Raw genomic sequence first — 26,839 nt, forward strand, 5'->3', positions numbered from 1 at the left:
TCAACCAGCTATTTTCAGCGCTAACTGCGTTGAATTTTCTTGCAATAGGCCAGTTATTGACGTGTAAATTCGCCTTGTTTTCACTGAAAACCTCTGGCTAGAGAAAATAAAATTAAATATAACGATGATTCAATACGTTAGTAAATCTCTTAACCAGAGTTCAGATTAAATACTTATAAGGATATACCATGAACCCAATACTGAGCACACACAAAGTTCGCGCTTTTGAATCGATTAGTCACTTTGATATTAGCACCGACGTACTTGTGTGTGGTTATGGCGGCGCAGGAGCCGCCGCCGCATTAGAAGCTACAACCTTAGGTGCTAAGGTTACTATTTTAGAACGTGCCAGCGCTGGGGGTGGCTCGACTGCATTATCTAGTTGTGAAATGTATTTAGGCGGCAGTGGCGGCACCGCATTACAAAAAGAGTTAGGTGTAGAAGATAGCACCGAAAACATGCTGGCTTATTTACGCGAAGCACTTGGCCCGTATGGCGATGAAGATAAAATGCGTTGCTATGCACAAGGCGCTGCAGGACATTTTGATTGGGTTGAATCTCTTGGTGTACCCTATAAACGCGCAGCCTTTTTAGAGCGTACAGTAGTGCCACTCAGTGATGAGTCGTTATTATTTACCGGTAATGAAAAAGCTCACCCTTTTAATGCCATTGCTAAGCCCGTTCCACGCGGTCACGTGCCCTCTAAAGTGGGCGACGAAGGCGGTAAAATATTTATGGATGCCATAATGCAGCGCATAGCAGCTGCGGGCGCTGAGGTAATTAATGATTGTCGCGCTATTGCTTTATTAGTAGGTAAAGATAATCGTGTTTGCGGCGTAATTGCTAAACGCGACAACCGAGAAATTGCGATTCGCGCAACTCGTGGTGTGGTATTAGCCACTGGCGGCTTTGTAATGAACGACACCATGACACGCCAATATATGCCTGATCTACTTGAGTATTGCGTACCTTATGGCAACACCTTCGATATGGGGGATGGTATTCAATTAGGCCAAGCGGTCGGCGGGCAAACTATCAATATGGAACAGGCTTTTATGTCGTTTCCGCTCTATCCACCAGCAAAGCTAACCTACGGAATTTTACTGAATAAACACGGTCAGCGTTATATAAATGAAGATGCGTATTTAGCCAGGCTGGCGCATTATTCTTGCCAACAAGCTGAGCAAAAGTTTTATTTATTAGTACAAGAAGAGGATTTTGAGGCGTCACATTATTTACAACGTGCAGCCATTGTTGCCACTGGCGATAGCATAGCAGAAGTTGCCAGTGAAGCGTCCTTCCCGGCCGGTATGCTTGAGCAAACTGTTAGCTACTTCAATCAGCACGCCAGCAATAAACAAGACCCACTATTTCATAAAACCGCCGAGTGGCTAAAACCGTTAAACAAGCCCCCTTTTGCCTTATTAGAATACTCTGCAAGTGAAATGACAGCTGTAATTATGCCTGGTACAAAAGGTCCGCTGATATTTACGCTTGGTGGGCTAAAAACACTCACTACGGGTGAAGTGGTTAATTTAGACAATGAAGTAATAAGTGGACTTTATGCTGCTGGTCGAGCAACCGCGGGATTACCACGCACAGCCAAGGGATATGCCAGTGGTATGTCGGTTGGAGATGCCACTTTTTTTGGCAGACTCGCTGGGCGCAGCGCCGCTAAGCACCTGCCAATTTAACCTCGAAAAATAAACACGCCCTAGTACTTAATTTAACAACCGTTATAGCGAACAGCGTAACGGTTTAATTTACTTATTCTGCTTAGGCAATAAATCACCGCATTAAAAGCAAGTCTATTAAGTGCATGCTATAGATTAAAAATTAGCAGATTGAAATGTCGTGTAGAGGTTGGTAAGTATTAATGGCAGATATAAAAAACAGCAGCTGGTTAATTTAAGCTGCTGCAATTGATGTATTGTATAAGTTATTCTGTTTTTAACACACGGCCAAGCGTTATATCGCCTTCAATGGTGGTGCGGTTAATAACGCGATTGATCCCAGGCTTAGTGCCGGTAGTGCAGTGCATTGCACGCCAGTTATCCCACAGTACCATGTCGCCTTCGCGCCACTTATGAAAGTAAGTAAATTCCGGCTTTTGTACATGCGCAACTAGTCGCTCAAGTAGCTCTATAGATTCATCATTCGATAAACCAAATTGCTGCGGAGTAACAACTCTATCTAAAAACTGCTCTACCACCTCTAGCACTTTACGACCACTGATCGGGTGCGTAACTACCATAGGGTAAGCTGCGTCAGAAAAGTCAGGAAAGCCAATATCGGTTGGTTTTGTTGGGCTGTTAGGGCCTGGCTCATAACCGTCTAAGTTAACGTAGCGCATATGGCGACGCTGCATACTAAAGCTGTAAACTACTTCTAGCTGTTCAATTAAAGCTTTAGTGTCGTCGTCTAGTGCATCGTACGCTTTTGCTAAATCGCCAAAACCGGTCATGCCATCTTCTGCTGCTACCACCACAGCACGTAATAAGGCACCATGATTTGGACGCGCTGTATAATGCAAATCCATGTGCCAATCTAACCGACCCACAATTTCTTCGCCTTTATAAAACGCAGTTTGAAACTTATCCATAGGACCACCATTTTGTAGCACAAATAACTCTGGATACTTATCACTGGTAGTAACTTTTAACGGATGTAATTCTAACGGGCCAAAAATGCGACTAAACTCAATTTGCTTTTCAGGGCTAATATCCTGATCTCGAAACACTAAAATAGCGTGTTCGTACCATAGTGCTTTAAGTTCAGCTTTTATTTCATCGGTAAGTGGCTCGTTAATATCGAAACCCGACACCTCTACGCCAACATTATCAAGCGGAGTTACTGTAAGCTTCATTTTTTATTCCTTCTACTTAGCTAAGTGAATCCGACAAATTTAGTCGACTAAACCTGGATCTAGGCGTAATTCTTTGCGCGCCATTGCTTCCCAAACAAAAGGGAAACCGTTGTCGTCAGCAATAGATACTTTTTTAACTTCTTCATCACTTAATGGTCGTCCGCCACCTGCTAATTCCACTTCATACGCGCGTTTACTGCGCCACTCTAAAGTAATTGCTCTTAGGTGTGCTTGGCGCAGGTTTTTACCTACCACTAACGAGCCGTGGTTTGCCAGTAATGCCCACTTAGCATCCCCAAGTGCTTCAACGGCTGACAAGCTAGTTGCTTCGTTTTCAAAGGTGCCTTCATATTCATCATAAAGTGGTAATTCAACACCACAATACGCACTTGCTTGGTCGTATACTGGCGGCACTTTTTGCATACAAGCCCAAATACCACTCCAATGCGGGTGATTGTGAATAACAACATGTACGTCAGGTCGCATTGCGTGTAGCTGTAAGTGCAAACCAAGAGCTGGGGTCACATTCCAATCACTATCAAGCACATTGCCCTTTGGATCTAGCGTAACGATATCGCTGGCGGTTAACTCCCCCCAAGCGAGCTCCCATGGGTTAGTTAAAATATTACCGTTTTCTAATCGGTAAGTAATATGCCCTGCAATATGCTCATCCCATCCTTCACGAATAAGCATGCGACACATAAGCGCAACTTGCGCTTTTTCGCTTAACTCTGGTAATAATTCTTTGCGACCCGGACGAGTGGCAAAGCGCTCTAGCATTGATTGATTAAGGCCATCATATTTTTTCATTATTATTATACCTTTCTGTTGCTGTGCAAAATAAACATGTTAAATAATGGTTTAAATAATAGGTCTGAGTGGTTAATAAAGCTTGTCTCATTGCGCCAAGTTGTTATCCGATCTGGCCATTAACTAGCTATTAGCGCACCGCAAATAACGCATGGCGAAAAGCACTTGGCGACAACCCAGTCCATTTTTTAAAAGCGCGATGAAACCCCGAACTATCGGCATACCCAAGTTGCTGACCAATGCGGGTGATTGATAACGTAGGATCGCTCAAATGTCGCCGCGCATGAATTTCTCTTACTTGATCTATTAGTTGTTGATAGCGCCAACCTTGTGCTAATAATTTACGGCTCAAGGTACGGCAACTACAATGCAGCTTTAGTGCTGCATCGTGCAGCGATGGTGGACTTGCCGGATCTTCAACAATTATTTGCGACAAGCGCCAAGCTATGTCGCCATGATTTCGAGTAATGCTTTTTTCTTCGCACAGTTTTTTATAAAAGTTGACACTTTCTGGGCTCGACTGCGGTAGTGGTCGATCAAGAATCGCAGCATCAAAAAATAGCTGGGTTACTGGGGCATCAAATTCGACGGGGCAATTAAAAATGGCTTGGTAACGCTCAGCATGAACTGGCGCCGGATAATTACAACGTAGTTTAGTAATAGGCAATGCTTGACCAAGCACCCAACGACAAGTAGTAACTATATTGGCAAGCAAATCCTCTATTGCTAATACCCGCAATTCACCCAGCTCAGTTTTAGCGTCAATTTGATAACAGCCTTCGGCTTGAATTTCACTAAAGGAGGTCACTACTAAATTTCCAGAAAACCGGCCTGAGTAATTTTGATATTTAAGCCCAATATGGCTGGCATCGCGTAGCGTCGCACTGCTCATCATTAAATATGCAAGTTGGTCGTGGGTAGCAATAGAGCGTTTTAAACCTAATATGAGCCCAAGATCGCTGCCCTCATAACACTGCTGTGCATCAGTTAGTAAACCTCGGTGCTGTTTAGCATTAATGAGCACATTAGGTTTGTGGAGCTCACTGCGACTGATACCATTGTTGGCAGCAATGGCATTGGTATCCATTCCCAAGCTAGATAAAAAATCCAGCAACCAAATAATATAACGCGTATCAGTATTGACCATGTTACCCCTCGTTTGTGTAATTAAATCCAACCTTTTATCAATAACCGTTACTCTTAAATTGCACACTTATATGAAGCAATTTAATACTATTATTTGTAACATAACCGCTAGCTGTTTAAGTGTTATGCTTTAGTCGTGTTTAACCAACATTTTTAGACAAACGAGTAACGGCTAATGGTATCTACCACGCAGGCTGGCCTTTGTTGCTCTGCCACTTCAATGGTTACTCGCGTGATCACTTGCACACTGCCTTTAACTTCTTCCACACTAATTATTTGCCCTGTGCCGCGTACTTTACTGCCCGCTTTAACCACATTAGGAAAGCGTACTTTATCGCAGCCGTAATTAACTCCCATGGTTATATTTTGCACATCTACCAACTGTGGTAAAAAATAATTGACCAAAGATAAGGTTAAATAACCATGCGCAATACATGCACCAAATGGGCCTTCTGCAGCTTTAATGGGATCGACATGGATCCATTGATGATCTCCCGTTGCCTCGGCAAACATATCAATACGGCTTTGCTCTACTGCAATCCAGTCGCTTACGCCTAAATCAAGTCCGGTTGAAGCGAGTAATTGCGCTTTGCTAGTAATTATTTGATTTGCCATTTTGCCCCCTAAGCGCGCTGCGAACTAACAGACACAACTTCGCCTGTCATGTAAGACGAGTAATCGCTGGCTAAAAACATCATCACGTTGGCAATTTCCCACACTTCTGCAGCACGACCAAAAGCTTCTTTTGAGGCTAATTGCTCAAGTACGTCGGCGCTTGAGGCTTTTTTAAGAAATTCATGTAAAGCGATTGATGGCGATACCGCGTTAATTCGCACTCCATGCTCAGCAGCTTCTAATGCCGAGCAGCGAGTAAATGCCATAACACCGGCTTTAGCAGCGGCGTAATGTGCTTGCTCTTTTTGTGCTCGCCAACCCAATACTGAGGCATTATTAATGATTACACCTGCCTTGCGTTGTTGCATAAATGGCAGCATTGCACGGGTCATACGAAATGTACCGGTAAGAGTAATGTCCATCACCTTACTCCACTGCTCGTCGCTCATATCTACCACTGCGGTTTGACCACCTAGACCAGCATTATTAATAAGCACATCAACACCGGCAAGTTTATCCTCAGCTGCATTGATCAATACCTGAACCTGTTCTTCTTGGCTTACGTCGCACAATTGACCAAACACCTGTTGCAAACCTGTTTGCGCTTTTATATTAGCTACAGCTTCATCTAAACGACGTGGATGAATGTCAGATATCATTAATGCCCGGCACCCTTCTTCGGCTGCACGTAATGCGGCTGAAAAGCCAATGCCCGCGCCTGCGGCGGCCGTTACTAAAACCGATTTTCCACGTAACAGGTTATGCCCTTCTACGTACTTAGGTGCTGTCGTCATTCTTATCTCCGATGTCGTGCTTATTAATTTAGCACCCAGCATAAGGCTGACGCTGAGCAACTATCATCGTCAATCTGGACTAACCCGATAACTATTAGCAATATAAGAATGAAATTGTGGTGTGATACACGAGCAGCATACTGAAGGCTTAAGTTAGATAACTAATTAAGGAGATAATTTTAGTGCTTATAGCAAAAAACCTATACTAGGTTTCATAAAAACTCAGCATAGGTTTTGTTTTAATGGAGTATTAGCGCAAGCTCGCAAGCATTTGCTTGGTTAAACCACGCCGATACTCCTAAAATTATAATAGATATAACCACTAAACTTAATTTAACGCCGCCTTGATTAGACTTCATAGTATTCTCGATATTATTTTTATTAGTAAGAATAAGTTTCATACAATAATAAAAATTACACCTGTTAACAAGATGTTTATCAAATCATTTTCTTTGTGGCTAATAGCCTTTGGTTCTATCAACACGGTTTTTAAGTGGTGTGCCATTAGTTAAGCATTGAATACTCACTTCAATTTGTTCAATAACGCAGTTAACATCTGATAATGCAGCGCAATGTGGTGTTATGGTTATTTTAGGATGCAGCCAATATGGATGCTCACTTGGTAATGGCTCTTGATCGAACGCATCAAGCGTGGCGGCGCGTAAACTGTCACTATTAAGTGCCTGTAATAAATCATCTTCTATTACGTGCTGGCCGCGTGCTGCATTTACTAATACTGCATGAGCGGGTAATTTAGCCAATAAATCTTTGTTGATAATTCCGGCTGTGTTTTCGGTCAGCGGTAATAAGCATACTAAGTAATCTGTATTAGGCAGCATTTCGTTTAGCCCATGCTCACCATAATACATGGTCACGTTATTCACGTTTTTATGGCTTTGTGCCCACGCGCTCACGCTAAAGCCATTATCAACGAGTCTTTGCGCACAGGCTCTGCCTAATTGACCAAAACCTAAAATAGCCACTTTGTTGTGACTTAACACCCTATTTGGCTTCCATTGCGTTGCAGCTTGTTTTTGATAATATTCTTTTAATTGTAGTTTTTGCGCCAGTACGTGAGTAAGTACATACTCGGCCATATCTATTTCTAATTGGGAGTCAACAATACGCACCACTTCAACATGCTCTGGCAGCAAATCTAAATCAATGCTATCAACCCCAGCACCAAACGACGACACTACTTTTAAATTAGGTAATTGTGCCCATAGTTCTTTTGGTGCATACCAGGCTAATACAAACTCAACTTTACTGAAATCTTCACACTGTGAATATTGCTCAATGTGTATATTAGGTAAGCGTGCTTGTAACTGCGACACCAGCTTAGAATTATCACGATCCCCTATAGCAACCAAAACAGACATAGTTATTCCTTATAAAGTTAATTATACGGCAGCAAAACCCACCGCAATGTTTAGTGACTGCCTTCTTCGATGAAAGCTTCTTGGCTAATTTTTGCTATGTCTTTGTCTTCTTTGGTTAAAATAGTTTTTTGCCACGAACCTTGAGCAAACCACGCATAGGTAATAAGCGCAATAACTACGTTGGTAATGGCAAATGAATACCAAATACCGTTATCTCCTAATTGCGTATGTTTAGATAAAATATACGCCGCAGGAAACTGTACAACCCCCTGTGATAACAGGGCAACTAACATAGCATTAAGCATATTGCCTGATGCCCTAAAAGCAGCCACGACACAAAGTTGTACACCAATTCCCCCCCAAGTTAAACACATTATGCGAATAAAACTTGCGCCTTTAGCGATTACAGCCCCATCATCGGGAATAAAAAATGCAACTAAAACCTCGGCAAAATAATAGGCTAATCCCCCTACAAACGATAGGCCTAGTAAGCCCCACAAACTAGCTAGCTGGGTTATTTGCGCAGCGCGCTTGGGGTTTCCTGCGCCCATATTTTGCCCCACTAATGTAGACACGGCCATCGACAAACCCATTGCTGGGATCATCACCATTTGTAAAACATTGGAGCCAACACCGTAAGATGCAATCGTTTGCGTGCCAAAACTTGCCACTAAAAAAGACATGATAATTAAGCCAAAAGCACGTGCCGACAATTCAATTGAACCCGGTGCGCCTAAAAAAAAGGCTTGTTTTATATATTGCCAATCGGGGTAAAAACTTTTTAGCTGTAATTGAATACCATGACGGCCGCGTAAAAATATAATTACCCCAGCAAGTGCAGCTAAGCTCTGCGTCACTAAGGTTGCCAGTGCAGCTCCCATTACCCCTAAGCCTTGAAAGCTGCCATAGCCAAAAATAAATAACGGATCGAGTACAAAATTAAGCAATACGGTCACGCTAACAATAATTAGCGGTACTTTTGTTTGGCCAATACCACGCATTAACGATTGAAACATGGCATAAATAAATACAAAAATAACCCCAATAAACGACACATGCATAAACTTAAGTGCATCGCCATAAACAGCGTCTTCTACCCCTAAAAGGGTTAAAAAATAAGGCGATAGCATATAACCTATGCCCCCCAGCACTATGGCTGTTAGCGTCACCATTAACATGGTTTGCGCGGCAACATGATTTACTTTGTCTTGCTGCCCTGCTCCCATATATTGCGCCGATAAAATAGCCCCCGCCATCGCCAACCCTGCACCTATGGCAATGACTAAAAAAGTAACAGGCATACTAATAGACACAGCAGCAACTTGCGCAGCCCCTAAACGTCCCACCCAAAAAGCGTCGGTAAGTTGATACGCCGACTGCAAAACATTGATTAAAATTATAGGAATACCTAACTTAAACAGCGCTTTAGAAATTGAACCATGAAGAAATAGCTGCTGGGTAGCGTTCATTTAACCTGCTTAATATTGAAAGGGATACATAAAGATGAGTTTAACAAACTTGGCTGATTTTATTCTGAATATTACCTAAATAAGTCAATTGCTTTTGCTATGTACTGTGGGGAAACTTAATCTAAATCAATAAATGGTTTTGCTAACTTCAAACATTTCTGAAACCTTGATCTAAAACAAGTTATTGTTTGTGTTAAAGAATAATAATAGCGGCAATCACAAAGTAGTTCTTGGAGAACAACATGAAAACTAAATTAAGCATTGCATTACTCACCTCTTTATTAGCACTCTCTCCTGCTGCACACGCTAATTTTAGCGTAAATGTGGGTGCTATAAACGTAAACCCTGATAGTACTAGCTCACCAATTAACGATAATTCTGCCCTAGGACTTAATCCGGGTTCAGATACTCAGTTAGGTATTACCCTTGATTATGCTTTTAATGAGCAATGGGTGTTAGAGCTAATTGCAGCTACGCCGTTTTCACATGATATAAATGGCGCGGGTGGTTTAGCGGGCAATAAAATAGCTAATATTAAGCATTTACCTCCTTCGTTAGTAGCGCAATATCACTTTTTAGATTCAAGCTACGCGTTTCGTCCTTTTGTTGGTGTAGGTGTTAACTATACAACTTTCTTTGATGAGCAACCTTCTCAAGCACTAAAAACAGTACTTGGAACCGATGATGTAGAAGTTAAACTTGATGATTCGTTTGGCTTTGTAGCGCAAGTGGGTGCTAACTATAAAATAGATGAAAAATGGGGCCTACACGCTATGGTTTCAATTATGGATATTGAAACTGATGCAACTGTCTATGCCGATGGCGCTCAAGCATTAACGTCAACCGTAAAAATTGACCCAATTGTGGCAATGTTTGGGGTTAAATATAGCTTTTAATAGTAATAAGCATGTGTGTTAAAAAGGCCGTAAGGCCTTTTTTTTCAACTATTGATTATTATTCATAACTATTATTATCGTGGTAAATTAGTTACTTTTTTCTGCTCCAACATTTCTTTCCAGTGCATTACTTCACTTGGTAAAATAGGGGCTACACCTTTAAAGTCAGCCACTTCCAGCATTTCTTCAATGCTAATTATGCCCTTTTTACTTTTAAATACGCCGCGCACATAAGCAATTGCGTGTAAGCCACGTTGAGAGTGAAATTTTTGCTCTATATAAAAGTACTTATGATCCCAACCCACTAAGCGCGTGCTAATTGTATAACGCTGCATAGGTTTTATATCGCGAATATAAGTAATAGCAGTCGCATTTACAATTGGAAACCAACGACGTTTTAATATGTGCTTTAATAAACCCACCCGCTCTGTCATCCAAGTGCGCGATAAATCCATCATAGCCAAGTAACGTGAATTAGTTAAATGTAAGTTTATATCGCAATCTGTTGGCAGGGCTTTGTAATCAATATCTACCGTATCAAGTAAGTGTTGATAGTCATGGTTACGTTTAATTTTAAAAAACAATAAAATAAGTCGAATATATAAGTTCACAGCAGAGGTCTTACCAGTTAAAGTTAAATTAAGTGTATCACACGCGTTTAGCCAAAGTTTACTTTATTAAAGCAAATAACTATAAGCTACCCGCGCACGTTTAAGCTTATAGTTATTACTTTGCGTTACTAAACTTTTACTGTTTTACGGTTAATACCATAATCACGTAACTTGTTTGCCACCGCGGTGTGGCTTAAACCAAGGCGCTTTGCTAGTTGGCGTGAGCTAGGATAAGCAGGATATAGCTTACGTAATAACGTAGCCTCAAAGCGTTTAACTGCTTGATCGAGTGACCCTTCAAAATCTGATTCTAAATACCCTAAATCATGGGTAAATGTAGGGAGCTGTAAATGTTCAACGCGTAATTCACTGTCATCTAATAAAGACACAGCACGGTAAATTGCGTTTTCTAATTGGCGCACATTACCCGGCCACGGATAATCTTGTAAAAAGCTTAAACACTCTTGTGATAACAACGGCACATCATGACCATTTTGCTGTGCGTACTTTTGAATAAAGTGCTCAGCAAGCGGCCCCACATCGGCTTTGCGATCTCTCAGTGGTGCTATTTCTAGCGTTAAAACGTTAATACGGTAATATAAGTCTTCTCTAAAAACACCCTCTTGTACCATAGCAGGTAAGTCTTTTTGAGTGGCTGCAACAATACGTACATTAACTTTTACTTCGTTTTCATCGCCTACTTTTCTAAATGTGCCATCTTGTAAAAAGCGCAATAACTTGGTTTGTAATTGAGTAGACATTTCGCCCACTTCATCCAAAAATACGGTACCACCATCGGCTTGTTCAAGTACGCCACGTTTTGGCGCGGCGTTCTCTTCGTAACCGGCATAACCAAATAATTCAGACTCGGCCACATCATCGGGCAGCGAGGCACACGACAAAGCAATAAAAGGCTTAACAGAGCGATTAGAAGCGTAATGACATGCACGTGCGAGTAACTCTTTACCAGTACCGGTTTCGCCAGTAATTAAAATAGGCGCTTCTAACTGCGCCATTTTACGTGCTTCACGCACTACTCGGCGCATTGCAGTGCTAAAGTTATGAATAGTAGCAAAGCTCTCTTGTCCATAGCGTCTAAAAGCACTTACTTGTTGGCCTAAGCGACTTTGCGATTTAATATTTATTACCGCACCGGCTAGCACATCGCCCTCGTTACTTTGCGGAACAGCAATGGGTAAAATATCCGCAATAAAATCTTCACCAGCCACTTCTACGCGCGTAGTTTGGCCAAGCACTTCTTTGCCCTCAAGCCAGCGAGTAAAATTAAAACCTTTAAGTAAGTTATTAATATTGGCACCAATAACTTCTTTTTCTGTTAGTTGTAAATCTTTGCACGCTGCGTCATTACATAAACGCACCCAACCTTTGGCATCTATTGAAATAACGCCATCTGGTAGTGCTCTTAGTAGTGTATTTAATTCGTTATGTTCACGCTCTGAGGGTAAAAATGCCGTGGTGCGTACATCATGCACACCATCAATTAAGCGAATTGATGGCATGATTTTTTGAAACTGCTCAAATTCAATTTCAGGAAAGCTAACATACATACGACAATTAACTGAGTCGACTTCAATCCCTTTTAAATCAACATTATAGTTAACTAAAATATTAAGGATTTCTTGGGCAATACCAACTCGATCCGCACAATGAATATCTAAACGCATACAGCCTCAAATAAGGGGAAACTATTTGCGCTGAATAATACGCTAACTCTGATCAGCTGGATAGTTTAATGTAAACAAATTTGGACATATATGCGTTTTTTTTGCTTAAGCATAAGTGTAATAAAACAACTCACCCTTGGGGATATAAAGTCCATTCACCGCCATCTAATTGAATATACGGCCGTTTATTAACATACATCATTATAGTTCCGGCGTTTTCTGCTACTTTTTGCGAAGTGGGTAACTGGCTTACTAATTCTGCTATATTATTATTTTTCCCTGCAAAGTAATTACTCTTCATCACCTTAGTTACCAGCTCAGACAGAGCAAAGTAACTGCTTGTATTTGTCACTGTTATTTGCGACATACGAGGCAGGTCAGGACCAATAAACTTAATTGCCGCTGGCACTGTTACTATTGAAGGGCTCGGTATTTCGCGCAGGCCTGCAAATTGTACTTTGTCGCCTTGTAGTGCCGCGCCATGCTCTGGCACTAACATTAGCATCACGTTGCGGCCGCGTTTTTCTAAGCTTTTAATAAATTGATTAATATCTGAAAATAAATTTTGTTGCCTAATAGGATAACTTTCATCACTATTCATGCGTCTGCTGTTAGCCAGTTGATTGCCATCGTGCAAGCTAATCGTATTGTAATACATAGCGCAAGGTGCGCAGCTATCGCCTTGCTCTTCAAGCCAACTACTTAGCACCGCCCCGTCTGAATAAATAGGTTTACTGTCAAAGCTATACTGCGCAACGGGTAATGATGTGGTGTCAAATAGTGGGCTATTTAGCTTACCTTGTTTTTTCACTAAATCTTTAAAGCCGTCAAAATGGCCATCATGATTCATAACTAAATGACTGTCGTATCCTAGCTTTTCTAGGTTATTAAATAAGTGACATTGCTCTGGCGCATCATCAAACAGTGCTGGTTGGCTTGTTTGCCCACAACTTGCTCGTAGTAACCTAATAGCGGCAGGACCACTGTAGGACGTAGCTGAATTAAAATCAGAAAACACAATATCAAAATCACTATAAATATCATCCAAACTAACACCTATAGCGTTTAAGTCTGCAATAGCTAGGGAGCATATATTTAAAACAACAACGTCAAATTGCGTGCCGTTATACTCATCTGGAAAGTAGCTAACTAATTGGCTCTGCTGCTTATAAAAATCATTTAATTGCTGTTCTACAGAATCTGGCTTTTGGGTAACTACAGCAGTATTGCTAAACACTTGCTCTTGATTAGGCGTATTTTGCACCGACACTGCCATATCATTTGGCTTTAACGCACCTTGGTAACCTATAAAAATTAATCCAGCTATTGTTACTGTCGTAAAGCGGATCCACTGCGAGGTATACCAAAAACAAACAACAATAATAAATAGGCCCAGCAGCATATCGTAATTAACTATGCGGCCAAACAACTCAACAAAATAATCTAAACTAAAATCTTGAATATTTCCCGCTTGTTTGGTTAACCTATCAATTGGCGGTAACCACGAGTCTTTATAAAGCAATACAATCGCAAACACCGCGCCAATTAAATGCTTTAGTTTATCTACTTGTGAATTACTAAAGGTAAGTGCAAATAAGGCAGCTAAAGCGGCATTACTTAAAAAATCAAATTGAATCGCACCATAATAAAAAAGTACAAACTTTACTAAAAAATAGAGATTCCAAATACCTAAGCCCGATAACTTCACGGTTTATCCTTTTCAGTTTTTTTAAACGTATACGGCTCTAAAACTTGGTGTTTAAAAGAGAGCTGTTGATAGTATTTTTTTAATTTCGTTAATATAAACGACCCCGCTAAGCAAAGCACACCACCAAGCAACATTGCCAATAAGGTTGTAATAATAAATTGATTCATGCTCATAATTTATACTCTTAACTTCATTACTATAGGTGTTGCATCAGCGCGCTCTGTAATAACAAGTTCGGGACTTTCAATATCAATCGCTGTATTTACAATTAAACTGGGGGCAAACTCATAGCTGTTGTTTTCTGTTAGCTGCTCAGAATAATCGATAACGCTTTTATCTTTATAAAAACGCCTGAGTTGCTTACATTCTTGTTGAATATAAAAGTGATCCGATATTAGATTTTGCTGCACAAAAAAGTCACTAATTTCTAATTTAAATAAATGTTTAATCGCATTATCTACATCGTTTTCTCTACACGCGTGTAAATATAAATAAATTGTATTATCTGCAACGCTAAACACATCGCCTTCGCGCTTTATATGAAATAAGTGCAGTGGGTGTATGGGGTCTATTCTTGGTAAAAGTTCTAACTTTACTAACACACCACTCACCCCTAAATTAACCGCTGAGTCACTGTGTATTTCAACCTGACGAGTAAATTCTATAAAGGGTAAGTATCCCTTCGAAAAAGTATTTTCGGTGTACTGCAGTACATGCTCAACAGAGGGAGGTAATGGCCTGGAAAATTGAAAACCTTGTATTGACTGAATTTGCGATAATAATCGTGACGGCTCAGAAAAACTATATAAAATCAGGTTTACGCCAAGAGTTAAAAATAAACACTCATCTTGATGACGAATTATACCATCTACATTTTGAATTACTAATTTTAACCAACGACCACAGTGCTTTCTTAATTCAAAACAATGCTTTGCCAATTGGGTTAGGTCTGTATAACGGGTAACCGAAAAAACTAGTGTCGCGGCTGCTAGCCTGGGGCCTTTATCAAACAGATCTTTATTGTCTTTTACTGTTTGGTAGTAAACAGGCAGCTTTGTCCCTTCAGGTACTGCACTTTGCACAAGCCAAACATCATCTTCATCAAAAAAGTTTTTACCACCGTGCTTTTTAGCTTCGTTGACTATAGTTTTCTGCGCTATTAACTGCTTATTTTTAAACACCAGCTGGTATTGCTCGTTAGTAAATATACCCGAACTGTGGCGCCAGTAATCATAGTCGAGAGTACGTGTAGCAGCATCATCTATAAAAACACTACCATCGAATAGTTTATTTAAACTCCTGATTATAAAGCGATACTTAACAATTTCAGGGCCAGACACTAATAATAATAATGTGGCATTAGTACGCTTAATAAATAGCGTAAAATATTCTATCAGCTGTTCCACTTCAGGTTCTTTAATAGACTCTAATTGCTCTGTACTAAAATGAATAAAAATCAAGGATTCAGTTATTTCTGAGTAAGCACTTAGTTCATTGAGCATTTTTTTTACTAATAGCTTAACACCTAAATCTTTTTTTTGTGCGCTGAATGAAAATGGATATACCTGTTTATTTTCGTATGCTGTAATTAAATTAGTTGAGGAAGGAAGATCAAAAAATGATTCAACCTGCGTCGATACAATAAATACATCACCCAAGTAACTTTCGTTAACACAATGTAACACGAATTCGATAACTATATTATCTTGAGGGGCTAAAACAGCATAGCTTGAGGCCGTTTGTAGCTCTTTGGCAAAAGGCTCTAATCCCGATATATTAAGCTGATGCAATTAAAAACCCTTATTTTAAAATACTTTTTCACTAGTTTTAAGCGCTATTCTATATATAATAGCTAAATAAAGTCCACTTTAAAAAATAAAGTGTATTAACAAAGTAGTATAACTATCAATGAGAAGTTTAGCTTTTAAAGAATCAAAAACGTTAACATCAAATGACATTAAAAACTTATCGCATCGTTTTGGCGGCCAAAGTGACGATTATGTCGAAATCGTTAATCAACAACAAAATATAAAAACAATAAATAAGTATCCTTTATTAAAGGAAATAGACAGTGCAGTTAATGCCACAAAATAAATAGGTAACTTACTAAAGTGCAAAGAGTTTTTATAAAAGGGATCAAAGGCGGTACGGGAGGCACATCTATTGTAGCCAACCTCGCATGCGCACTTAAAAAATCAAATGTTGATGTTATTGCTATCGACTTAGACGCAAAAAGTGATTTAAGTTTACATTTTGGGTTACCTTGGACACAAACTCTTGGTTGGAGTAACGCTGAAACATTTAATGATGCACTGTCAATGTTTCAACAAGATAGTGATGGCATTATATTTCTGCCCTTTGGCGATAATTCAGCCACAATAAATAATGTTATAGATACAGTAAATAGCTGCCAGAAATTAGATCACGCGCCCCATACTTGGCTACTATTCGATTGCCCCTCACATATCGACATTACGCATTACAGTTTAAATCACGACGATATTGTTGTTGAGTTAGTCAACTGTGATGCAATTTGCCACAGCTTAATTCACAAGCGTTTAGTAACACTTAAAGAGTCTAATAGTGACTGGAAACATTATTTTTTAGTCAATAAATATAATTCAGCTTCATTACTTGAGTTTGATTTGTTTGCCTTGTGGCAAACAACACTGCCGCTAGTAGCGCCATTTTTTATTAATCATGATGAAGTTGTAAAAGAGTCGACGGCTTATCGTAATGTTGCATTTAATTGCGCCCCCTACAGTGTGGCAAATGACGACTTTGAAACACTTGCTGGCTGGTTAGTCAGTAAGGCTGCATTATCGTTATGAGTACCTTAAATAGACGCCCATTAGATCGTACTTTATATTTACTTTTGCGCCTTTTATTTACAGAAAAGCTAGCTCGCTTCGTGATGTTTAAGTTTCATAGTTATTTTAATCAACACAAAATGAATGTAGTAGAAGCACTTATGCTGCCTTTTATAATGCTTGTTAGCTCATTATTTATAAAGCTAAAAGCGCATAAAAAAAATATAAATCACTCCTTAGTTATATATTACCCACACCTTAAATTGCCTTATCGCAGCTTTATATATTCAAATAGCCTGCGTTTTGTATTACAAAGCTTGTTTTTATTATTTTTTAAACACCAGCCTAAAAACAACTCAGTTAGAGAGCGCATTAGTCATTATTTTTACTCATCAGTAAATTATACATTTAGACAATTACGCTGGATTGACTTAAAGCTAGGAAAGTTACTAAAACGTTCATTATCTAAAAAAACAAAAAAAAGTGTTTTTAAAACAATGGCAGATGCGAGTATCTGGCAAAATAAGCTTATAAAATATATCGCTATTACATTTATACTATTTTTAATGGCTATTTTTATCACTATTCCGTTTAGCTTAGAGGCTCAAGCTGTATTTATTAGTTTTATTTTATTGGTAGCCTATTCACTAAGGCGGGTGAAAGGACAAATGGCGACTATTATCATGATCACGTTATCGGTCACTACCTCCTCGCGCTATTTATGGTGGCGGTACACTGAAACACTAAATTGGGATGATCCCCTCGCTTTATTTCTAGGTTTGGGCTTATTGCTTGCTGAAACCTATGCTTGGCTAGTACTCATTCTTGGTTTTTTCCAAACTATTAACCCGCTTGAGCGCAAACCTATTGCCATGCCTAAAAATACCGACCTGTGGCCAACCGTAGACGTTTATATTCCAACTTACAATGAACCTCTGAGCGTAGTAAAACCCACGACACTCGCGGCGATGAGTATTGACTGGCCCGCAGATAAACTTAATGTATACATATTAGATGATGGCAAACGTCCTGAGTTTGCTCAATTTGCTGAACAAGTTGGCGTTGGCTATTTAACCCGCCCTGATAATAACCATGCCAAAGCGGGTAATATGAATAGTGCGATGCGCTATACAGATGGCGAATACATTGCTATTTTTGATTGCGACCACGTTCCTGCTCGCTCATTTTTACAAATGACCATGGGGCAGTTTTTAAAAGATAGTAAGGTATGCTTAGTACAAACCCCGCATCACTTTTTTTCAGCCGATCCCTTTGAAAGAAATTTAAATAACCACAGTCAAGTCCCTAACGAAAACATGTTGTTTTATGGCCTAATTCAAGATGGAAATGATATGTGGGACGCTACCTTTTTTTGTGGCTCGTGTGCGGTATTAAAACGCCAAGCACTTGATGATATAGGCGGCTTTGCGTTTGAAACCGTAACTGAAGACGCGCACACTGCACTAAGAATGCAGCGCGCAGGTTATAAAACAGCTTATATTAATATTCCACAAGCCGCGGGATTAGCCACCGACAGCTTATCTGCTCATATTGGCCAACGAATTCGTTGGGCGCGTGGTATGGCGCAAATATTTCGTCTTGATAATCCACTATTAGGCAAAGGGTTAAACCTGCCACAACGACTGTGCTATATAAATGCCATGCTACATTTTTTGTCTGGGGTTCCTCGTATTGTATTTTTAACCGCCCCGCTAGCACTCATCTATTTCAACGCTTATATTATCTACGCACCATTTTTAGCCATATTTATTTATGTTGTACCCACACTTATTCAAGTAAAAGCGACTAACTCACGTATTCAAGGTAAATACAGGTACTCATTTTGGGGCGAAGTTTACGAAACAGTACTGGCTTGGTATATACTAAAACCCACCACAGTTGCTCTATTTAACCCAAATAAAGGCAAGTTTAATGTAACTGAAAAAGGGGGGCTTAATAATAAAGAGCATTATGATTGGGGAATTTCTAAACCCTATATGGTATTACTCGCCATTAACTTATTAGGTATTATTGTGGGTACTTTTAGAGCCTTTTTTGGTGAGCCAAATCAAATTGGGGTGCTAATTATTAGTATGGCATGGGCCACCTATAATATTATTATTTTAGGTGCTGCCGTCGCGGTAGCAGCTGAAGCTCGTCAAGTAAGAAACTCACACCGCGTAAAAGCAAACTTTCCGGCGGGCATTCGTTTAGCTAATGGACATACTTTAAAAGTTAAAATTATCGATTACTCTGATAACGGAGTAGGTATTGAAACCGAGCATGCGCATTTATGCAGAGTTAACGATAAAATAGAACTATTAATGAGCAGAGGTAATAAACAGTTTTCGTTTACTACCTATGTAACTAATACCCGAGAGAAACAATTTGGTCTTACACTCAAAGATCTCAGTATAGATAAACAACTGGCGTTTATTCAGTGTACTTTTTCAAGAGCTGATGCTTGGCTAGATTGGCAAAGCAACTTTAAACATGATCGCCCATCTTACAGCTTTAAAGAAGTACAAAAAACAAGTCTGCGGGGGGTTACTAATATATTGTTTCACGCACCAAGACAACTTCAACCTGTTATTAAGTTTATGACTAACTTAGTTATTTACATAACTTCATTCATTCCCAAAAAACCGATAGTGCAGAATAATTATGATTAAAAAATTGCTTAATACACTCACCCTACTTCTGTTTACTAGTACGGCGTGGCACGTTATTGCTATCGAACCTATGCCAAACAAATCACTTTTTGTGAATGGTTATCCCGAAAGTGCAGCCGTATCAAGCTTGCAACTTGATTTTAATGCTTTAGGTTTTACTAGCTATAAACTAGATGGGGTAAACAATAATTCTAGCGTCGATTTTACCAACAGTATAGATAAACTAAGTAAAAACTTAATGCTTAATTTTTCTTATACTAACTCGCCGTCACTCCTTGCCAATGTTTCACACTTAAAAGTATATTTTAATGAAAACTTAGTCACAGTATTACCTGTTAATAAACAACTAGGTGCTGTTGAAAATGTAGTTACGCATAATATTCATCTCAATTCAAAATACATACAAGACTTTAATCAAATTCGTTTTGAGTTAGTGGGCTACTACGACTTGACCTGTCATGATTACCATAATCGCTCTATTTGGATTGAAATAAGTAAATCAAGCAATATTACTCTTGATCAGACTGAGCTGGCTATTGATAGTCGTTTAGAGTATTTGCCCGAGCCCTTTTTTGATAGTAAAGATTTTAGTAAATTAAACCTGCCATTTATATTTGCTACAACGCCAAACAAAGAAGCCATTGCAGCTGCCGCCACTTTATCTAGCTGGTTTGGTGCACAAGCCGATTGGCGCGGAGCACAATTTCCGTTATTAAAAAATAAAGCACCTAATGAACATAGTGTGGTGTTTATCACTAACGACTCTAAGCCTGACTTTTTACGTGATTACCCTGATGTTGATAAACCAACAATTGAAATTATTTCTAACCCGATCTATCGCTATAAAAAAATGCTACTTATAGTGGGTAAAGACACTGCTGATTTAAAAACGGCAGTAACGGGTTTAGCATTTGGTCATAAACTAATGACAGGTCGCAGCGCTAGTATAGAGGCCATTAATCAGCTCCCGCTAAGAGAAGCATATGACGCACCTCGCTGGTTAAGAGGCGATCGCCCCGTACATTTTGATGAGTTAATTGACTACCCTAAACAATTACAAGCTCAGGGCTTAAATAATGGCCCGGTAAAATTAAACGTACGCCTTGCACCCGATTTATTCACTTGGCGCGAAAAGGGCATCCCTATTACGCTGCAATATAGAAATACGCCCGAAAGCAGCGTGCTTGACTCACGCCTAAACATGCTAATTAATCAAGAGTTTATTAGTGGTTTTTTACTCAGTAAAAATGATTCATTACTAAATAAAACCAAAACAATTATGCCTTTAATTGGTAATACAGATACCACTAAAAACGCAGAAGATTTTTCCTTAAATGGTATTAACTTAGCAATTAGAAATGAGCTTAACTTTGACTTTCGCTTTGGTGTGCTTAAAAAGGGAGAATGCTCTGTTGTACCTGCAGGAGGGGAGTATGGCGTAATAGATGGTAATTCAAATATTGATGTTAGTGGGTTTCATCATTACATTGCCCTACCCGATTTAAATGTATTTGCTAATAGCGGTTTCCCATTTACTAAATATGCCGACTTACATCAAACCTTGGTTATTTTAGATGATAACCCAACACCTGAAGCAATCACTTTACTACTCAATTTAACCGGTCGCTTTGGTGCCATCACAGGCTACCCAGGACACCGTTTAGAAATACAATCAGTCAGTGACGATAATAGTAATTATGATGACAAAGATATTATGATTATTACCGCCGCAAATACAGCGGTGAGTGACATTGATGAGAACGCGCCCACCAGTAAGCTTTTAAGAAATAACCACAGAGTTATAAAACAAGCTTTTTATAATGGCGCCTATGATGCTGATACAACAGAAGATGTACAGGTAAGCTTAGTTAGTAGCGGAGATTTAGCCGTTATTGCAGGGTTTCAATCGCCTTTTGACTCTGAGCGTTCAATTGTGTCGTTAACCGCCAGTACTAATAGCGCTTATAAACTACTAGATACTGCATTTAACAAGTCGCAATGGTTATCGCAAATTAAAGGCAGCGCTGCCGTTATTACTAGCCAAGGCGTAAGCTCTGTTAAGGCAGATGATACGTATTTTGTGGGGTATGTACCTGTGTATACTTTAATTTGGTTTCATTTATCTGATCATCCATTTTGGCTAGCTTTTTTATCTATTTTAACACTGTTACTTATTTCATTTATAATTTGGCGCTTGCTACAGGCCCTTACCTACAAACGTTTAGCTGAAGGAGATAAATAATGAAATTATTTATAACTAAAGCATTTATTATGCTGATTTTATTTACTCCTTTAAGCCACGCACAACAATGTGCGCCTTGGCAGCAATGGCAAACGTTTAAAACACACTTTATGAGTGATGATGGTCGGATTATAGATTTAGGCAGCGAGCAAAACATTACCACTTCTGAGGGGCAATCCTATGCGTTGTTTTTTGCACTAATTGCCAATGATAAAGCCGCTTTTGATAAAGTATTAAACTGGACTGAAGAGCATTTAGCTGAAGGCGATTTAAGTACCCGCCTACCGGCATGGCTATGGGGGGTTAATAACAACGTAGGTAATATTCTTGACTCAAACCCAGCATCTGACTCTGATTTATGGATTGCTTATAGCTTATCGCAAGCAGCTATACTTTGGGATGACCGCCGTTACCGTATTTTAGCAGCTGTGCTAGCACAGCGTATAATGCGCGAAGAAACAGCGTATATTAAAGGACTTGGTTTATCTTTATTACCCGCACCTAGCGGCTTTGAGTTTGATAACGAGCGCTATAAATTAAACCCAAGCTATTCACCGCTGTTTATTTATCAGCAATTTAGCAAGCTTTATCCTCATTCACCATGGCAAGAACTACAAAAAAGTTCTGCCAACCTAATACTTGAAACAAGTAAGCAAGGTGTTAGCCCTGACTGGGTTATGTTTGATACTAACAAAGGCTTTTACTTTGATAAAAAAGTAACCGACTTGGGAAGCTATAATGCAATTAGAGTCTATTTGTGGGCAAGTATGATGGCAGAGGATGCACCTTACAAAAAGCAATTAGTTACGCAGTTTGCTCCTTTCATTAAAACCATAAATGAACGTGGTTATGTGCCTTTAAATACCTATGCACAAACGGGGAACTCAGATAAAAGAGGGCCTGTGGGTTTTAATGCCGCATTACTTCCTTTACTAGCAACAGCAGATAATGACAATGACGCTGTAACAATGTCGATTCAACAAAAGTTAATGGTTGATCAATCATTTAGTAAATCACGTTATTACGATAGTGTATTAAACTTATTTGGTAGCAGTACCTTAGATAAACGCTTTTTAATTTCAGCAGACGGGACACTACAACCAAACTGGAGCGATGAATGCCGTTAAGGTTTAGCTTAGTTTATGCCTTAATAGTCAGTTCCGCTTTGAGTGCTAAAGCAGCAGACGATATAGACACTCAGTCTGTCGCATGGCTATTAAAGCAGATAAATATTGGCAAAGGACAAGAAAATAAAAAGCTCGTTGAAGATAGCTTACGTAAACTCGTTGCTATAGCCCCAATGCGCATTGAAACCCAATGTGCTTTAGCACGTAATTATTTTGCTAACGGCGCAATTAATGAAGCAACCTTATTACTAAATCAACTTGATAATGGCGTAGCAAAACAACACCCATGTATTGAGCAACTGCGAGTTATTGCTCGCATCGAAACAACCGATAAACCATTAGTACTAAGAGCAAAGTTACTTGCGCGAGCAGGCCAATATGTTCAAGCTAGGCAAATTTATAATACCCTATTTAATACAGCCTACCCCGAACTTAGTTATGAGCTTGAACATTTAAACTGGTACGCGCAAGACAGCACTCAGTGGCAACAAGTTAATAAAGGCTACATACGTTTAATGGCTCACTATCCTGATGTAGCCCTGATCGAAATAGCCTACGCAACTCACCTATTTAGACACTCAGCGCTTGACGTACACGCGACTGAAATTTTTAGTAAATATGGCGTCACAGGACGGTTTAGCAACCAAATTGAAGACGCTTGGCTAAGAACATTAGCTTCTATGCCACTGCAAAGTAGTACTGAGCAACAGTATCAGCGTTACTTTCTGGTGTATCCTTTTAGCAGTAAAGGGGAATTGCAATATCAAGATTTCAAAAAAGAGTTTAGCGCTCGTCAAGCCTTGCTAGGTGATCCAGCTTATCAACTTTGGCTAAAAGGTGATGAACTACTTGAAAAAAACAAGTTAAATGCCGCTGAACCTCTTTTATTAAGAGCGTTAAAAGGCCGCCCAACTGATACTCAAATTATGCGCAGCTTAGGTGTGCTTTATTTACGCTCAGGTGAGCATCAAAAAGCTAATAACTACTTTACTCGTGCATTAAAATACACCTCAGAGTTTAATGAGCGTGAAATACTTAAAGGTTTATCCAAAACAGCTCGTTTTTGGCTACATATTCGCCAGACTAAAGAAGCCATAAATAACGCAGAGTTTAGAACGGCAGCACTCAAACTAAATTTAGCGGCTGCATTACAAGAAAATCCTGACACCATTTTATTTTATAAGGGCGAGCTTTTATTTGCTCAAGGGCAGTACTCTCAAGCTGCTACTTTTTATCAAAGTGTTTTAAAAAATGAACCGCTTAACTCAAGTGCATTATTAAGCTTACTTAAAATAGCCGAACTTGAGCAAAGTGAAAAAGCGTTAAATGCTTTTTATAATAACCTTAGTTCTTTGCAAAAACAGCAAGTAAAATCAGCTTACGCGGCCGCTGTTAGCAAGCAACTAAGAGCAAAAGCGACTCGATTTTATGATGCAGGCGAATTAAACACCGCTAAGAAAACCTTAGAATATGCCATTGAGTTAACGCCTCAACAACCCTGGTTATACTACGATCTTGCTTTAATTTATCAGCAACAAGGTTTAACTCAGCAAGCCCGCTCTTTATTTAACAATGTGTTATGGCAATTTCCACTTAACTCTTCGCTCCGTTATAGCCATGCACTTTTTCTGCGCTCTATAGATGACTATAAGGGGGCACAAGCGACCTTAAAGTATATTCCGGTTAAAGATAGAGATGCCGATATTTTAGTGCTCGAACAACAGTTACATATTAATGAGTCGCTTAATCAAAGCGAGCAACTCTTAAATACTAACAATAAAGCAGTCGCGGTTTACCATTTAAGTAATTTAGAAGCGCAAGATTTAACACCTTTAATGCAAGCAAAACTAGCAAGTAGTTGGTATAAAATTGCAGAACAACAATACGCACTTAATTTACTTAATAAAGCTTTAACAAGCGCGCCAACTCTCGCCCCATATTGGCATATGCTTTATGGCGAATGGCTTTTAGAGCAAGGTATTGAAGAGAAAACGCATAACTGGTTTATAAGTTACGCATTACCAGAGAGCGCAACTGAAAACGAAATTACTCAATATGTGCAATTACATAATAATTATATAAATCAATATTACAGTGGTAGTGATTTAATCGCTAAGCTAAATCAACTTGACCAAAAATATAAAAATACGCCGGCAATAACTACCGCTCTTATAAATGCAAACTTAGCACTTGAGCAACGTGAAGCGGCAATTATTTTATATCAGCAAAAAATACAAAATAAACAAACTCTTGAGCCCCAAGCTTTAATGGCTATTGCCACCGCTTATAGAGAGCTTGGTGACGACTATCAGGCAAAGCAGGTTACACAACAGGCTATAAATCAAAGCACCTCTCAAGAGGGGTACTTACAACGACAAATAATGGCATCCCTTAATGAGTTTAACTACGCGGGTGATGCGCTGTATCTTGCGAAGCAATTAGTTGATAAATCGCCAAACGATCAAGAACTTCGATACCTAGGAGCTCAAGTTGCCGATAAGTTTAACAATGTTGAGCAAGCAAATACCTGGTATCAGCAAACACTATCGCCTAACCAAGCTCTCAATGATGAACAGCTATACAGCAGCCTAGCACGTATTAACGACACTGACCCTTGGTATATTAATGGCGCAAAACGTGAATTAATAAACCAACAAAATAAAAATCAAGCTTATATTGCCATTGGGGTTAATTTTAGTGGTCAAACAAGCACCCAAAGCGAAGCAACGTTGGGGGCAGGCTTAATGCCTATGGAAGCTTATTTTCCGCTTTGGCAAGGGCAAGGGTTTATTAAAGTCGACCCAACAACTGTAAGCGCACAAACAACACGATTTGATGAGCAATTTGCAGGTAGCCGCTATGGACAAGGTGCATTGTGTATTTTTACCTGTTCATTAGATGAAGTAAGCCCTGAGGAAAGTGGCGTTGATATTGGTATAGGTTGGCAAAATGAAAACTGGCGTGTTGATGTCGGCACTACCCCGCTTGGTTTTTTAATTGAAGACATTGTGTGGGGCATAAACTACGCAGACGATTTTGGCGACTTTGGATACAGCCTCGAACTTGAAAAACGTCCTGTTACCAGCTCGGTACTCTCCTATGCTGGTTTAACCGATATACACTCAGGTAATGTTTGGGGTGGCGTGCGCTCAACAGGCCTAACCGCCAACTTATCGCACGATTTGGGTGGTAATTGGGGTTTTTGGTCAAGTGCCGATTTTCAATTATATAAAGGTCAAAACGTAAAAGACAATCAACGTTATCGGCTAATGGGTGGCAGTTACTATCGCGTTATTAGTAACCAAGAGCGTGAATTTACCGCAGGTGTCAGTTTATTGCATTGGTCTTATAAGTTTAATTTAAGTGAAGAAACCTATGGCCATGGCGGATATTACAGCCCACAAAACTATATAGGTATTTCATTACCATTAAGTTATGACGCACGTTGGGGAGATGATTTTGTTTATCGAATTAAAACCGGTATTTCATATTCACAAACTAAATCGAACGCGATTGACTTTTTTCCAAACGATCCCGACTTACAAGCCCAAGCATTTGTAAGCCAGCTTGAAACAGGCGTCGTTCCTGCTTTTAACGGTGATACTAGCGCCGGTGTTTCGTATAACTTAGAAGGCAGTTTTGAGTACCGAGTAACCCCGCATTGGTTTTTTGGAGGCTACTTAGCTATTGACCGTTCTGACTTTTATGAGCCTAACTTTGGACAACTTTATGTACGTTACTATTTCAATCCTGTTTACGGCACATTAGCATTCCCAGGCAAACCTATAATACCTTATGCTGACTTTTAACAAAGTTTATTGTGTTTAAACCATAAAGCTTAACACTTCCCCTCGCACTAAGGTCTATGTATACTAATGCGCAATTGTAGCTAGGATAAGGGTGTGACTCTTACCTACAGCTTTACTACCTTAACGGCAAACCATTACCTTAGCTGCATTAAACAATACTGATGGTCGAGCATTTAGCGTGTAATACATGGCGCTAAATA

General features: G+C 39.6%; 19 protein-coding genes. 8 read left to right on the forward strand and 11 right to left on the reverse strand.

What is annotated here, in order from left to right:
* Positions 1-188 precede the first annotated feature (188 nt).
* Positions 189-1,694: an FAD-dependent oxidoreductase gene (locus PTRA_RS11345; RefSeq protein ID WP_058373849.1), complete on the forward strand. Its 1,506-nt coding sequence runs from the start codon at positions 189-191 to the stop codon at positions 1,692-1,694.
* A gap of 245 nt (positions 1,695-1,939) precedes the next feature.
* Here the strand turns inward: PTRA_RS11345 and PTRA_RS11350 are convergent, their stop codons facing one another.
* The 7 genes from PTRA_RS11350 to PTRA_RS11380 all read right to left on the reverse strand — a co-directional run bounded on the left by PTRA_RS11350 (position 1,940) and on the right by PTRA_RS11380 (position 9,079).
* Positions 1,940-2,866, reverse strand: coding sequence for a TauD/TfdA dioxygenase family protein (locus tag PTRA_RS11350; protein WP_011328804.1), 927 nt, complete (start codon positions 2,864-2,866; stop codon positions 1,940-1,942).
* 39 nt (positions 2,867-2,905) lie between these two features.
* Positions 2,906-3,676: a class II aldolase/adducin family protein gene (locus PTRA_RS11355; protein WP_058373850.1), complete on the reverse strand. Its 771-nt coding sequence runs from the start codon at positions 3,674-3,676 to the stop codon at positions 2,906-2,908.
* A gap of 130 nt (positions 3,677-3,806) precedes the next feature.
* Positions 3,807-4,823, reverse strand: a complete 1,017-nt coding sequence (locus tag PTRA_RS11360; protein WP_058373851.1) for an AraC family transcriptional regulator — start codon at positions 4,821-4,823, stop codon at positions 3,807-3,809.
* A 152-nt stretch (positions 4,824-4,975) separates the two neighbouring features.
* Positions 4,976-5,437: a MaoC family dehydratase gene (locus tag PTRA_RS11365; RefSeq protein ID WP_058373852.1), complete on the reverse strand. Its 462-nt coding sequence runs from the start codon at positions 5,435-5,437 to the stop codon at positions 4,976-4,978.
* Positions 5,438-5,445: 8 nt separating this feature from the next.
* Positions 5,446-6,231, reverse strand: coding sequence for an SDR family oxidoreductase (locus tag PTRA_RS11370; protein WP_058373853.1), 786 nt, complete (start codon positions 6,229-6,231; stop codon positions 5,446-5,448).
* A 458-nt stretch (positions 6,232-6,689) separates the two neighbouring features.
* Positions 6,690-7,610, reverse strand: coding sequence for a 2-hydroxyacid dehydrogenase (locus tag PTRA_RS11375; protein WP_058373854.1), 921 nt, complete (start codon positions 7,608-7,610; stop codon positions 6,690-6,692).
* 50 nt (positions 7,611-7,660) lie between these two features.
* Positions 7,661-9,079, reverse strand: coding sequence for an MATE family efflux transporter (locus PTRA_RS11380; protein ID WP_058373855.1), 1,419 nt, complete (start codon positions 9,077-9,079; stop codon positions 7,661-7,663).
* Between the two features lie 242 nt (positions 9,080-9,321).
* On the opposite strand from PTRA_RS11380, the gene PTRA_RS11385 reads away from it, so the two are divergent.
* A complete protein-coding gene (locus PTRA_RS11385) occupies positions 9,322-9,975 on the forward strand; it encodes an OmpW/AlkL family protein (RefSeq protein ID WP_058373856.1) in 654 nt (217 codons plus the stop codon).
* A 74-nt stretch (positions 9,976-10,049) separates the two neighbouring features.
* Here PTRA_RS11385 and PTRA_RS11390 read toward each other — a convergent pair whose 3' ends face one another.
* The 4 genes from PTRA_RS11390 to bcsE form a co-directional block, all read right to left on the reverse strand.
* Positions 10,050-10,586 (reverse strand): thioesterase family protein, encoded by a 537-nt coding sequence (locus tag PTRA_RS11390; RefSeq protein WP_011328813.1) that lies wholly within the window; start codon positions 10,584-10,586, stop codon positions 10,050-10,052.
* 128 nt (positions 10,587-10,714) lie between these two features.
* Entirely contained in the window at positions 10,715-12,271 is a 1,557-nt protein-coding gene (tyrR, locus tag PTRA_RS11395) for a transcriptional regulator TyrR (RefSeq protein WP_011328814.1), read from the reverse strand.
* Between the two features lie 130 nt (positions 12,272-12,401).
* Positions 12,402-13,979 carry a cellulose biosynthesis protein BcsG gene (gene bcsG / locus PTRA_RS11400; RefSeq protein WP_058373857.1) on the reverse strand — a complete coding sequence of 526 codons (1,578 nt, stop codon included), beginning with the start codon at positions 13,977-13,979 and terminating at the stop codon, positions 12,402-12,404.
* Between the two features lie 176 nt (positions 13,980-14,155).
* Positions 14,156-15,769: a cellulose biosynthesis protein BcsE gene (bcsE, locus tag PTRA_RS11405; protein ID WP_058373858.1), complete on the reverse strand. Its 1,614-nt coding sequence runs from the start codon at positions 15,767-15,769 to the stop codon at positions 14,156-14,158.
* 118 nt (positions 15,770-15,887) lie between these two features.
* Between bcsE and bcsR the strand changes: the two genes are divergently transcribed.
* The 6 genes from bcsR to PTRA_RS11435 are packed head-to-tail and all read left to right on the forward strand — an operon-like array spanning position 15,888 to position 26,639.
* The gene (gene bcsR / locus PTRA_RS11410; protein WP_011328817.1) at positions 15,888-16,073 is read left to right on the forward strand and encodes a BcsR/BcsP family cellulose biosynthesis protein; all 186 of its coding nucleotides are present in this window, start codon (positions 15,888-15,890) and stop codon (positions 16,071-16,073) included.
* A 17-nt stretch (positions 16,074-16,090) separates the two neighbouring features.
* Positions 16,091-16,810 (forward strand): cellulose biosynthesis protein BcsQ, encoded by a 720-nt coding sequence (gene bcsQ, locus PTRA_RS11415; RefSeq protein WP_058373859.1) that lies wholly within the window; start codon positions 16,091-16,093, stop codon positions 16,808-16,810.
* Positions 16,807-19,461 carry a UDP-forming cellulose synthase catalytic subunit gene (gene bcsA / locus PTRA_RS11420; protein WP_083497526.1) on the forward strand — a complete coding sequence of 885 codons (2,655 nt, stop codon included), beginning with the start codon at positions 16,807-16,809 and terminating at the stop codon, positions 19,459-19,461. The genes bcsQ and bcsA overlap by 4 nt, the downstream gene beginning before the upstream one ends.
* Positions 19,454-21,703 carry a cellulose biosynthesis cyclic di-GMP-binding regulatory protein BcsB gene (gene bcsB, locus PTRA_RS11425; protein WP_058373861.1) on the forward strand — a complete coding sequence of 750 codons (2,250 nt, stop codon included), beginning with the start codon at positions 19,454-19,456 and terminating at the stop codon, positions 21,701-21,703. The genes bcsA and bcsB overlap by 8 nt, the downstream gene beginning before the upstream one ends.
* Positions 21,703-22,830, forward strand: coding sequence for a cellulose synthase complex periplasmic endoglucanase BcsZ (gene bcsZ, locus PTRA_RS11430; protein ID WP_058373862.1), 1,128 nt, complete (start codon positions 21,703-21,705; stop codon positions 22,828-22,830). The genes bcsB and bcsZ overlap by 1 nt, the downstream gene beginning before the upstream one ends.
* Entirely contained in the window at positions 22,821-26,639 is a 3,819-nt protein-coding gene (locus PTRA_RS11435; RefSeq protein WP_058373863.1) for a cellulose biosynthesis protein BcsC, read from the forward strand. Before bcsZ ends, PTRA_RS11435 begins: the two co-directional genes overlap by 10 nt.
* Positions 26,640-26,839 lie beyond the last annotated feature (200 nt).

The organism is Pseudoalteromonas translucida KMM 520, from assembly GCF_001465295.1.
Classification (GTDB): domain Bacteria; phylum Pseudomonadota; class Gammaproteobacteria; order Enterobacterales; family Alteromonadaceae; genus Pseudoalteromonas; species Pseudoalteromonas translucida.